This window comes from Devosia sp., from assembly GCF_024707125.1.
Taxonomy (GTDB): Bacteria; Pseudomonadota; Alphaproteobacteria; order Rhizobiales; family Devosiaceae; genus Devosia.
The window spans coordinates 11980-24593 of the sequence record NZ_JANQAH010000003.1; the positions used below are offsets into that span (position 1 = coordinate 11980).

8 protein-coding genes and 2 pseudogenes are annotated in these 12614 nt (G+C 58.4%); 4 read left to right on the top strand and 6 right to left on the bottom strand.

Annotated elements, in window-relative coordinates:
* Nucleotides 1-70 precede the first annotated feature (70 nt).
* From NVV77_RS01080 to NVV77_RS01095, 4 genes are all read left to right on the top strand, one after another.
* Entirely contained in the window at nucleotides 71-1975 is a 1905-nt protein-coding gene (locus NVV77_RS01080; RefSeq protein WP_295409877.1) for an ABC transporter permease subunit, read from the top strand.
* Nucleotides 1976-2014: 39 nt separating this feature from the next.
* The gene (locus NVV77_RS01085) at nucleotides 2015-3565 is read left to right on the top strand and encodes an extracellular solute-binding protein (RefSeq protein WP_295409879.1); all 1551 of its coding nucleotides are present in this window, start codon (nucleotides 2015-2017) and stop codon (nucleotides 3563-3565) included.
* 124 nt (nucleotides 3566-3689) lie between these two features.
* Nucleotides 3690-5552 (top strand): DUF2264 domain-containing protein, encoded by a 1863-nt coding sequence (locus NVV77_RS01090; RefSeq protein ID WP_295409881.1) that lies wholly within the window; start codon nucleotides 3690-3692, stop codon nucleotides 5550-5552.
* Between the two features lie 62 nt (nucleotides 5553-5614).
* A complete protein-coding gene (locus tag NVV77_RS01095) occupies nucleotides 5615-6265 on the top strand; it encodes a ThuA domain-containing protein (RefSeq protein ID WP_295409883.1) in 651 nt (216 codons plus the stop codon).
* A 26-nt stretch (nucleotides 6266-6291) separates the two neighbouring features.
* Here NVV77_RS01095 and NVV77_RS01100 read toward each other — a convergent pair whose 3' ends face one another.
* The 6 genes and pseudogenes from NVV77_RS01100 to NVV77_RS01120 form a co-directional block, all read right to left on the bottom strand.
* Nucleotides 6292-7032, bottom strand: a complete 741-nt coding sequence (locus NVV77_RS01100) for a LacI family DNA-binding transcriptional regulator (protein ID WP_367178573.1) — start codon at nucleotides 7030-7032, stop codon at nucleotides 6292-6294.
* A gap of 52 nt (nucleotides 7033-7084) precedes the next feature.
* Nucleotides 7085-7348 carry a LacI family DNA-binding transcriptional regulator gene (locus tag NVV77_RS21815; protein ID WP_367178574.1) on the bottom strand — a complete coding sequence of 88 codons (264 nt, stop codon included), beginning with the start codon at nucleotides 7346-7348 and terminating at the stop codon, nucleotides 7085-7087.
* A gap of 50 nt (nucleotides 7349-7398) precedes the next feature.
* Nucleotides 7399-9327, bottom strand: a complete 1929-nt coding sequence (locus tag NVV77_RS01105; protein ID WP_295409885.1) for a beta-L-arabinofuranosidase domain-containing protein — start codon at nucleotides 9325-9327, stop codon at nucleotides 7399-7401.
* A gap of 9 nt (nucleotides 9328-9336) precedes the next feature.
* A pseudogene (locus tag NVV77_RS01110) lies at nucleotides 9337-10180 on the bottom strand (carbohydrate ABC transporter permease).
* Nucleotides 10180-11067: a carbohydrate ABC transporter permease gene (locus NVV77_RS01115; protein ID WP_295409887.1), complete on the bottom strand. Its 888-nt coding sequence runs from the start codon at nucleotides 11065-11067 to the stop codon at nucleotides 10180-10182. The pseudogene NVV77_RS01110 and the gene NVV77_RS01115 overlap by 1 nt, the downstream one beginning before the upstream one ends.
* A 69-nt stretch (nucleotides 11068-11136) precedes the next feature.
* Nucleotides 11137-12382, bottom strand: a pseudogene (locus NVV77_RS01120) (sugar ABC transporter substrate-binding protein).
* Nucleotides 12383-12614: the final 232 nt, after the last annotated feature.

The window sequence follows — 12614 nt, forward strand, 5'->3', positions numbered from 1 at the left end:
CTTGACTTGTGTCGATCCGTCACCTACGGTCGGTGAAACTAGTTACACGATAATGTCGGAGGAGGACATCGTGGATCAGTCGAATTCTGCGGTGCGGAAAAGGCGCCGTACATCGGCCAGGGATTCTCTGGCGCTTCTCGCCCTGGCGGCACCAGGCGTCGTCTGGTTTGTCGTCTTCGCCTATGGCCCGATGGTGGGCCTAGTCGTGGCGTTCAAGAACTTCAATATCCGGGATGGCATCTTCGGCAGCCCTTGGAATGGGCTTGCCAATTTTCGCTACTTCCTGTCGAGCGGCGACGCATTCACGATCGTGGCGAACACGCTTTTCCTCAATACGCTGTTTCTGAGTGCATCGCTGTTCGTGGGGCTGCTTCTCGCGCTGATGCTCAATGAGATCCGCGGTCAGTTCTACCGTCGCTTTATGCAGTCGACGATCTTCTTTCCGTATTTCGTCTCCCCCATCGTGATCAGCCTCATGCTGCAGGCGATCCTCTCAGGTGTCGGCGGACGCGGCGGCATGATCAACGACATGCTCAATGTCTTCGATCTGCCGCAACTGAGCTGGTACACGACCCCGGGCGCGTGGCCGTGGATCCTGGCGATCGTCAAGGTCTGGCAACTGGGCGGCTACACCTCGGTCATATTCCTCGCCGCCATCACCTCGATTTCGGAAGAAGTTTACGAGGCCGCCGCGATCGATGGCGCCAGCCGGGCGCGTATGGCTATTTCCATAACCACACCCCTGCTCCTCCCCACAATGGGCATCCTGATCGTCCTGGGCGTGGGGCGCATATTCTTCGGCGACTTCGCCACGATCTACGCGATCGTCCAGGACAACGGCATCCTGTTTCCCACCACGGACGTCATCGACACGTACGTGTTCGATCCGCTGCGGACCATCGGGAACTTCGGGACCACAGCCGCGCGATCGGCCTGTTCCAGTCCGTCGTCGGCTTTGTCTTCGTCACCGCGGCCGTTCTCGTCCAGCGTCGCTTCCAAAAGAAAGCGCCATCCTGTGAGCACTCTCGACTATACCTCCCCGATTCCGCCAGGCCCGAGCCCCGACACCGTGGCGGCCCGTGCCTTGCCGCGACGCCGTCGCAAGTTGAAGGGAGCAAGCGAGCCCTTCACCGTCGTGAGTTACGCCGGGGTCACCCTGTTCGGCCTCTTCTGCCTCATCCCGCTCTGGATGATCGTAGTGGGATCACTGACGGATGAATCCGTGCTTGCGCGCACCGGCTATAGCTTCTGGCCTCAGCCCTTCTCTTTTCGGGCATATGAAATGCTGTTCAGCGGGCAGTCGCTGTTCGGCGGATATGCAGCTTCGCTCTTCATCACCATCGTCGGCACGGCGCTGTCGGTCTATTGCACCGCCTCGCTTGCCTGGGTCATCGCCCGACGGCTTGCTTTGGTCAGTCGTCCTCTCACGATCTTTTCATACATCCCGATGCTCTTTCACGGCGGCCTGGTCCCGCTCTACCTGCTGGTGACCCAGGTGCTGAGCCTGAGCAACAGCTGGTTCGCCGTGATCCTGCCGATCATGATGGCGCCTTTCCTGGTCTTCGTGGCTGTCAGTTTCTTTCGGGCACTGCCGGAAGAGGTGATCGACGCAGCGCGGATCGACGGCGCGGGCGAGTTGCGCATCTTCTTCCAGATCGTACTGCCGCTTTCCAAACCCATCCTGGCCGTGCTGGCACTGTTCTACGCGGTGACCTACTGGAACGAGTGGTTCATGCCGCTGCTGTTCCTGTCGGATCCGGATCGCTATCCGCTGCAGCTGATCCTGCAGAACCTCATATCCAACGTCACGAACGCTGCCGCTCTTCCGGGTGCAACCGCAGCACAGGCGGCCGCGCCAGTCTATCAGCTGCGCTTCGCCATGACTGTACTGACCATCGGCCCGATCCTGCTCGCCTATCCGTTCGCACAACGCTTTTTCGTCAAGGGCATCACCCTGGGCGCAACCAAAGGGTAGCGGTCCCAAACAAACCCGCATCAGGAGGAGACTATCGCTATGGAGAATTTTCGTATCAATCGCCGCCACTTCCTCGCCATGGCCGGCGCCACTGGCATCGCGGCCGCTACGTCAGGGGGCCTATCGAGGGCGATGGCACAATCGCTGTCTGGGACCTCCCTCGCCATCCTGCCTTCGGAGGCGCCAAGCAACTGGAAGGCTGTGCTCGAAAAGGCCAATGCAGCCCTCCAGGCCGAACATGGCTTCACCCTCGACGCGCAGTTCATCAACTGGTCCCAATATGGCCAGCAAGCCCTCCTGAAGTTCACCGCCGGCGCGCAGTTCGACTCCGCCTTGCAAGCGCTCTGGTTGAACATGGCGCAGCTGCAGCAGGATGGAGCGCTCGCCGACTTAACCGGGCAGATCGACAAGTGGCCCAATCTGAAGGCCCAGATCTCGCCCAAGCTGATTGAATCCAATACCTGGAACGGCAAGCTCTGGGGCATTCCCCAGGTCAATAGCGCGGCGCGCGTCCAGCACTTCAGTATCCGCCAGGATCTGGCTGAAAAGCACGGGTTTGGCGAGATCACCGATTACGATACCCTTGAACGCTTCTTCTACACCATCAAGGAAAAGGAAGACGGCATCACCCCATACTCGATGGTGGCCAGCTCTCACTGGATCTATGCCATCCCTACGCCGACCGCGATGTTCAACCAGCACTCCTGGGAGAACCCCTACACGATGCAATACCTCTTCGCTGGCTCCGGTCTGCGCTTCCTGTTCGCCAAGGATGCGGCGACGACCGGCTCGTCCAGCCCGATCCCCTTCTGGGAAGACGAAGGTGTCATCGCTGCCCTGCGCAAAATCCGCCAGTATTATAATGACGGCATCGTCAATGCGGACGGCATGAACGTGGACCGGGCGACCATCGACAGCCAGTTCCAGGCGGGGCGCTTTGCCAGCAACTGGTCGATGACCGATGGGACCGCGAGCAACCAGCTCGTCAACCTGCAGCGCAATGTCCCCGAGGCTCGCCTCGCACAGGTACTGCCGTTCGGAAAGCCCCTGTCGGAGGTGAAGCCGGTGCAGACATTCCAGGCCGATAACATGGTCGTCGTGAACGCAAACGGCGGCGACCTTGATCGGGCGCTCGCGCTGCAGGACTGGCTATCCGTCAGGGAGAACCACGACCTGATCGAGTACGGGATCGAAGGCACCGACTGGGAGCCAGTCGGCGACAACGGTATCAAGCAACTGAGCCAGTACGCTTTCCCAGGCTACGCACTGCTATGGCGCTCTGGCCTCGAACGCCGTTCGTCATTCATGACGGAGTCCGAGAAGAAGGTCTTCGATTGGGCGCAGAACTACGACAACTTCACGACCGACACTTTTGCATCGTTCGTCCCAGACGTGTCGCCGGTTCGAGAAGCAGCAGCAGCGATGAACAACGTGATCATCCAGCATGCCAATCCGCTTTTCTTCGGCGTCGCTGATGTCGATGCCCAACTCGACAAACTCAAGAGCGCGGCAGATGCCGCAGGGCTGGATGTCCTTCAGGCTGAAATGGAAAAGCAGGCCAACGCCTACCTCGCCTCGCGAGCCAAATAACGACTAGTGCAGGTCGGGCCCGCATCGTGGGCCCGACCTAGACTCGAGTATCCGGATCGCCAGACCGAATCCTGCCCAGTGGCGAATAAGGTTTCGTGCCGGCACCCGACAGAAGGCCGGCAAATTGACCATCGATCCAGTCAGAGCGAATCCACTTCACGGCAACCCACTGCAGACGCGCGCCGACATCGAGCGGGCTCTAAATGGTCTGATGACTCCTCTTCTCGGACATTTTTCTCCCGGGAATGCCCGAGTGAGACTGGACGCGGCTGGAGCGCATTTCGACCGCGCTGCGGCTGATCTCGAGGGGTTCGCGAGACCGCTCTGGGGATTGGCCCCGCTAACAGCCGGAGGCGGCAATTTCGACCATTGGGAGATGTACCGGCAGGGTCTCGCCAATGGCTCGGATCCGGCTCACCCAGAATACTGGGGAACCTTCAGCGGAACCGACCAAAGGATGGTCGAGCTTGCCGCGATTGGCTTTACGATGCGGTTGCTGCCTGGTGTCGTCTGGGATCCCCTTCCGCAGCAGGCAAAGGACAATCTGGCGGCATATCTGAAACATGCCAGGCAACTGGAATACTCCGACAGCAACTGGAAATTTTTCCGCATCCTGGTCGATCTCGGGCTGGAGGAGTGTGGCGTCGCGTTTGACTGGTCACTGACCGAACAATACCTGGACCAGTTGGACGCATTCTACATCGCCGATGGGTGGTATCGTGACGGGCAAAGCCGGCAGCTTGATCACTATGTCGGCTTCGCGATGCACTTCTACGGCCTCCTTTATGCCACCCTCAAAAAGGATGATCAAAAGCGTGCTGCGGCATACCGGGAACGTGCCGCTCTATTCGCCCAGCAAATCAAACATTGGTACGATGACAACGGTGGCACCCTGGCCTTCGGCCGCAGCCTTACCTATCGGTTTGCCTGCGGAGGCATCTGGGCAGCGCTGGCGTTCGCAAACGTCGAAGCGCTGCCATGGGGAGAGATCAAGGGACACTACCTTCGGCACCTACGCTGGTGGGCGCAAAAGCCTATCGCTAACCGCGACGGCATTCTGTCCGTAGGGTACGGATACCCCAACCTGCTGATGAGTGAGAGCTACAACTCTGCTGCCTCGCCATATTGGGCGTTCAAGGCCTTCCTTCCGCTCGCACTAGCGCCCGATCATCCGTTTTGGACCGCCGACGAGATTGAGCACGTCGGTGCGCCCCACCCAGTTCCTCTGCCGCATCCAGGTATGGTGATGATCAAGACCCCTGGGAATGTTGTCGCGCTGTCGTCGGGGCAGCAATTGGGATCGGGCCTCAAGCGCTGGCATTTGCGGCAGAGCTCGGAGAAATACTGCAAGTTCGTCTACTCATCTCGGTATGGGTTCTCGGTCGAAGTGGATGATCGAGACTACGACCATGCTGCATTCGACGGGATGTTGGCGTTCTCGGACGATGGAAGTCGCTTTCGGGTTCGCGAGGGTAACGAACAGGCCCAGATAGCAGGAAACTGCCTCTATTCCCGGTGGCAGCCATGGAAAGACGTTGTTGTAGAGACCTGGCTTGTGCCGGCAAATCCCTGGCACATCCGGGTTCACCGGGTTTCGACCCCGCGGCCGCTTCATTCCACCGAGGGCGGTTTTGCGATCGCAATATCCGACTTTGACCCGGTTGCGACCACCGATCACACCCGGCGAGCGATTGCCTCCACGACGACGGATATCAGCGCAATTGTAGACCTAGGCGGCCTTAGGAAGGGTCGCACGCTTCGAGCACTGCCCAACACCAATCTCATTGCAGCAAAGACCCTCGTTCCGCAATTGCGGGGAGAGATTGATGCCGGGACCACGATCCTTGTGACTACAGCCATGGCAATGCCCGTGGGGTCAGCGGCTGAGAACGCGATGGGACAAGTGCCACCAGCGCCAGACCTCGCCGCGCTTGAGCAATTGTTTGCTAACGAAGGTGTCGATGTCAGTGCCATGCAAGTGTCCTAGGGCATTACTGGGCCGGAGATCCTTGGACGCCTCAATGCCAGATCACATGCTGGAGTGAGACAATGAGCACTCGTAAAAGGGCCCTCATCGTCTGGGGTGGCATTGAGTTGCATACACCCGAGCGCAGCGCGCGCGTCGTGCAAGAGATACTCGAGTCCGAGAACTTCGACTGCATCGTGACCCCCGACTATGATGCGCTCGGAGACGATGAGGTTGGCGCCAACAACCTCATTGTTCCCGTCATCACCGGCGGGGATCTCGGTAAGCAGAAAATGGACAACCTCGTCGGCGCCGTACGCCAAGGAACCGGTCTGGCGGGCTTTCACATGGGCCTTGCGACAAGCTTTCGGTCAAGCGTGCCATTCCGATATGCGGCCAGCGTCTATTGGGTCCAGCATCCCGGTGACATTGTGACGTATCGCGTTGACGTCACCAATCCGGATCATCCAATCATGAGGGGCATAGAAAGCTTCGATTACACGTCGGAGCAGTACTACCTAAACTATGATCCGGCGGTCGAAGTTCTGGCCACCACCAGGTTCAGTGGCGAATTCCACCCTTGGCGAAAAGACGTGACCATGCCGGTGGTGTTCACGACTGCATATGGCGAGGGTCGCGTGTTCTACTCGTCGCTTGGCCATACCGCCGACGAGCTCGAACTGCCCCAACCACGAACCATCTTGAAGCGAGGCCTATTGTGGGCAGCGAGATGACAACCGCGTCTCGCCGTGAATCCTGATTAAGCGGAGCCACGTTCGACCACATGGCAGGGAAGCCTGCGCGTGCCGGGCTCAACCACGTGCCCATCGATCATCTGCAGCAGCGTCTCTCCCGCCAGCCGCCCCAACTGCTCGAGGTTCATATCGACCGTGGTCAGCGGAGGAGATGCCTCTTCCGCATAATAGTGCCAGTTATCGTACCCGATCACTGACACGTCCTCCGGCACTCTGACACCCCTGAGCGCCAGGGCATCGACGACACCTCTGGCAATCTGGTCATTGCCGCAGACGAAGCCATCGGGCGGCGCTACCACCCCGTCGAAATGAAGTCGAACAGCGTCGCGCCCCGCCCTTTCCGCCCAATCGTCCATAATCGTTCCGATTTCGGGTTCAACGAGCCCGGCGGACGCCAGCGCGGACTTGTAGCCCAACGCTCTTTCATGAACGACCCTGAAGTTTGCTGGGCCGGTGACGTGAGCGATCCGACGCCGCCCTTTCGCAATAAGCAGTTCTGTCGCCATTCGCCCGCCGCCCTCGTCATCCACGGTGAAGCAGACCGAATTCGGCTCCGGCTGGACGATGGTATAAACGACAGGCACCCCGAGAGACGAAAGTTCGGCCGGGACCTGGCGGTCAGTGCGTTTACCGGCGGCGATGATCCCGTCGACGCGCTTGTCGATCACCGCGTCCATATACCGTTGTGTCGGGATTGGGTTATCCTCGGTGCTGCAGAGGAACACCGACACACCGCGATCGAACAAAGCGGACGTAACCCCCGCCATGACCGGTAACGTTAGACGTCCAGTCAGGTCGTTATTGAAGAAGGCGATGGTGAAGCTGCGATTGGTCGAAAGAGACCGAGCGAGGCCGCTCGGCCGAAAGTTGAAGGACTTTGCGACGCGAACGACAGCGATCGCGCGTCTCCTGTTTCATCCGGCCGGTATTGCTAAGAGCCTTTGACGCCGTTGCGAGGCTGACGCCGGCGGCATCTGCCACAGTCTGAAGCGTCACTTGTTCCTTGGCTTTCCCGGACGTCTTTAAGACTGGCTTCATGCCCACCTCGTTTTGCTCACGCATCAATTGAACGGTAGCAAGACCCTAGACAAGGCAAAAAGCTGATCCCATGCCTATTCCGGCGCCTTACGCACCCAAACCTGCATGTCTCCAGCAGCCCGGTTCGCCCAGGCGTAATATGGCACTGCGGTAAGTGTCGCCGCTTTCGTAGCCGCCGGCCGAGATTGGTAGAGCTTACCGCCCCAAGCCTCCATGTCATCGGCATAACCGCTGAGCCGCAGGCCTACAATACCTGGAGCTCCGTCGAGGGCGACCCGCTCGGCACCTTTCGTCGTTGCGATTGATAAGCTGGCAATGGGCCTCTCATTGTCGCCCCCTTCAAGGCAATAGAGGAGCGGCCCTCGGCGCAGAGCAACGCGACCGGCGTCGTCGCCAACGAAGGGATGGGCATGGATCGTCTCGACATCCATCGCCAGATCTAGGCGCACCTCATCCCCACGAGTCCAATCGCGGTGAAGCGCCAGATAGCCGTCGTTCATTGCGACGACTTCGGGTTCACCATTGATGGAGAGCGTGTAGCTAGACGACCAGCCAGGGACGCGGAGATAGAGCGTGAAGCTATCGGTCCCGCGCTCTGGGTTAACCTGCAGCAGAATGCTGCCGCTCCAGGGATACTCGGTGGTTTGAACGATTTCGACCTTGCGCCCACCGACATCGAGATTGGCGGTGCTATCGCAATAGAGGTGCACCGCGAGGGAATTGCTCCCTTCGCCATACATATAGCTCCCAACAGACGCGGTGAGACGAGCGATATTTGGCGCACAGCAAGGGCAACGGTGCCATTCCCAACGGTGATGGTCCCCCCGGCTGGCCAGTGGATTCTCGTAAAAGAACCGGGATCCATCGAGAGATAGTCCAGATGAGGCGCCATTGTAGAGAGCCTGTTCCATTATGTCCGCATAGACACGGTTCGGACCGAGTCCAAGCATCCTGCTTGACCAGAAAACGAGGCCAACGGCAGCGCAGGTCTCCGCGTAGGCGGTCAGGTTGGGAAGGTCATAATCAAACGTGAACCCCTCGTTTGTCCTAGATGGACCAATACCTCCGGTGACATACATTTTTCGCGTCGTGAGATCCGCCCATAGCCCTTCAAGGGCCGTTTCCAAGGCGGCGTCATGGAATTCGGTCGCTATGTCGGACATACCTGCATAGAGATACATCGCCCTTACCGCGTGACCGACCACCTTCCGCTGGTCCCGGACAGGTTCGGCCGACTGGCTGAACTCATGAGTCTTGAAGTGATACTCGGCGGGGTCCCGCCCGTGTTGAAGCGCCTCCAGATCGAAGAAATGTGGTTGCTGCCCACGCTCGTCGATGAAGAACTTGGCGAGTTCAAGATAGTCAGTACGGCCAGTAACCCGCGCGAGTTTGACGAGCGCGAGCTCAATCTCTTCGTGCCCGTCATATCCCCGTATCTGACCGGCATCAGGGCCGAAAACACTGGCGATATAGTCGGCGTACCGGCACATGATGTCGAGGAACTTGCGCTTGCCTGTTGCCTGGAAATAGGCAACGGCCCCCTCGATCATATGTCCAGCATTGTAGAGCTCGTGGGTATCGCGCAGGTTTGTCCAACGAAGGCCCGGCTCAATACGTTGAAACCAGCTGTTGAGATAACCATCCGGCTGCTGGAGCCTCTCATAGATGTCGACGATGGCGTCGACCTTCGCCTCGAGGGTGGAATCCGGCTTTCGGAAGAGGGTGTATGAGGCCAATTCGATAATCTTGCCAAAATCGGAATCCCAGAACATCTGGGATGTCATCAGCCCGCCGTCGTAGGAAACCACTTTTCCAGGTGCTGTGCGGTCAGGATCAATCTGGTCAAACATGCCGGCCGCAACACAGCGGTCGTAAAGAATATGGACTGTGCGGTCGGCGACAACGTCGGCGCGCTGCCCCCAGAATCCTCGCAGTTCAACTTGAGGGACTGCTGGCGGCCGAAAACGGCGGGTGACGGGAGAAGTCGTGTCGGTATCGATCATATTGAAGTCCTATTTGACCGCGCCAGCTGTCAGGCCGCGGACGTAGTAGCGCTGAAGCGACAGGAAGATGACGAGACAGGGCAGCATCATCACTGTGACACCCGCCTGTAGTGCACCCCAGTCAACGGCGCCCATTCGGCCGGCCCGAACTGCGGACATCATGACAGGTAGTGTGTAGTTCTTGTCTTCTGTCAGCAGGATGAGCGCTGCGAGAAACTCATTCCATGAATTAAGGAACGCGAAGATGGCCACGGTGACCACTCCCGGCAAAACCAGCGGCAACATGATCCGCCGCAGGATCAACCAAGTGTCCGCTCCGTCGATACGCGCCGCCTCCTCGATCTCTGTGGGGACAGCGTCGAAAGCATTCCTCATCATGAAGACGGAAAACGGGAGCTGTAGGGTGGTGTAAACCAGGATCAGTCCCAAATGAGTGTTCTGGAGCCCGAGACGCGAGAGCATGACAAACAGGGGTGTCAGGATTGACTGAAACGGGATCATGATCGTCGTCATAATGGCCACAAAGATCAGGTTTTTCGCAGGGAAGCGAAACCGCGAGAAGCCATACCCAGCGAGCAGGCTAATCACCACGGTGAGCGCAACGGTGCCAAGCGAGACAACTAGGCTGTTGGTTGAATAACGCAGGATTCCCGACCCGAACGCTTCCAGCGCCGCGTAGTTTTCGGTGCTCGGCGCACCTTGAGGCCACGGTGGTATTGGAGGGCGACCGGCATCAGATCCATTTCTGAACGAACTCAACCCGGCCCATGCCAGGGGGAGCAACAAAGAGGGCAGACAAAATCAACCCAAAGCCGTGAAAGGTCACGGTGCGCAAATTCGGTGTTTTTGCCATTACGCTGCCTCCTTGTCGCGAAGGACGATGAGTTGAAGGACGCTGAGCAGGACAAGAACCGCGAGGAGAACAATCGAGAGTGCGGCACCATAGCCGAGCTTGAACTGCACGAAGGACGTGTTGAAAATCCAATAGACCGCCGTGATCGTGCTGTTCCGGGGGCCTCCGGACGTCATGATGTAGAATTGGTCAAAAGCGAGGATTGAGCCCGCAACGGACAGCACCAAAGCCAGCGCAAAAGTCCTGCGCATCAGGGGAAAGGTGATCTTGAAAAAGATGCGGAACGGCCCTGCCCCGTCAATTCGAGCAGCTTCCTTCAACTCGTGAGGGATGCTCTGGAGCCCGGTGAGTAGAATGACCATGGTAAATCCGGCGATCTTCCAGACCACCATGACGACGATCGAGATAAATGCCGTATCGAACTGGCCGAGCAACGCCTTAGGTCGCTCAACCAGGCCGAGCATCTTGAGGGCTGGACTGAAAAGGCCGGTATCGACATTGAGAAGCCAGACCCAAAGCAGACTGGCCGAGCCGAGACCCACGACGACAGGGAGAAAGAAGGCCGTACGATAAACGCCGATCAAGCGCCGGGGCTGGTCCACAAAGAGTGCGAGCGGAAATGCTACCGCGAAAATCGCCATCGTGACCACCACCGTATAGATGAGTGTAAAGCCCATGGCGGACCAAAATTTCTGGTCGTCGACCATTGTGGCGTAGTTTTCTAGGCCGATGAACTCCGGCACGCCCAAAAGCGGCCAGTCGTGCAGCGACATCCAACCAGTCATGACCAGCGGATAGAGGAAAAAGATTCCGACGATCAGGACTGCTGGAGACACAAAAAAGCCAATCCCAGCATGGCCTGCTTGTGCCTGGCGAGCATGGTGCAAGTCCGATTTAAGAGGAGAATTTGCGGCGGCACCTGGGAGATGGGGAGGATGGCGCCGCCGCTGCGCCCTTTAGTTGGCGCTGTCTACGATGGCCTGCATGTCTTCCTGCGCTGCCGCGATTGCAGCGTCGAGGTCGTCACCGAACATGCCGTCAGCCATGAACTGGGCGTATGGGCCATTGGGATCGTTGAAGAGCTCATTGAAAACCGTGGAATACGGAGTGCGTCCAATGGCGACTGCCTTCGCTGCCTCGGCATAGCGGGCATCTAAGCCAGCCAAAGCTTCGTCAGCGATATCGGTTCGTACTGGAAGGCTGCCCAACTTTGCGGCCTCGGCTTGGCGCTCAGCTGTGTAAGCGAATTCGAGGAACTTCTGCACAACGGCTATCTTGTCTGGGGCAGTGCCTTTGGTGACGACAAGATTTTCACCACCCAGGAATGACGACGCAGCGGTGCCTTCTTCGTTCGGGATCAGTGTCACGCCATAGTTCAGGTCGGCATTGCCGGCAAATACGCCGATCGCGAATGCGCCGAGTGCCTGAATGCCGATGTTACCGTTCTGGAAGGCAAGGAAATTACTGCCAGGATCCGATGCGGCGCCCTCTGGAAGAAGCCCCTTCTCCACCATACCCTCGGTGTAGCTCCATCGCGCTGCGTAGCTGCGGGCTGTCCAGCATGACGGACTTCCCGTCGGCGCTCATGATCTCGCCGCCACCCGCCCAGACGAAAGGCGTGAAAGTGAAGATGCCGCAGCCGCCACATGAGCCAGAGAAATAGTACCCGTATGTGTCGTTGGCGGGATCGTTGATCGCCTCAGCGAAGGACTCGATCTCGGCCCAAGTCTTTGGCGGGGTCTCGGGGTCAAGACCGGCTTCGGCGAACAGGTCTTTGTTCCAGAGGAGGATCGAGGCATCCGCCGCAAAAGGAAGGCCGTAGATCTTGTCTTGATAGGTACCAACACTGACATGTGCCGGCGACAAGGCATCGAAATATGTTAGCGATTTCGCCCAAGCGGTCATGTCTTCCAGTTGTCCCTTTTCCGCAAGAGACGGTGTGAAGATCAGATCGAGGGACAGCGCGTCGGGTGCGCTGCCACCTGCAAGTGCGGTCGCATACTTTTGCAGCAGCTGGGCCGCCGGAATAATTTCCAAGGTGACCTTGTCTTCACCTTGAGCATTAAACGCCTCGACCAAAGGCGGCATGAACGCTGCGCCATCGGCTCGGATCCATAGGGTGATCTCGGCCGCAAAACTGGTGCTTGCCGCCAGCAATGAGACAGCAGCAATCGCGCTGCCGCGAAGCAGGTTTCTGAACATATTTCCTCCCAATCAGCTTTATGTCGGGACCACCTAGCCAACACGCCGACCCCAGACACCTCACATTGGTAAAGCGCTTGCGCACTTGATGTCAATATCTTCTTTTAGAGCGCGGATGATAGCTTGCGCAATCGCTTGCGCATTTTGAGATTAGAACCGTTCATTTTGCCTTCTGCCAAGTGCGGAAAACCTGGTTCCGAAGCTCAGAGGCCGTCGAACGAAATGCGGGAAA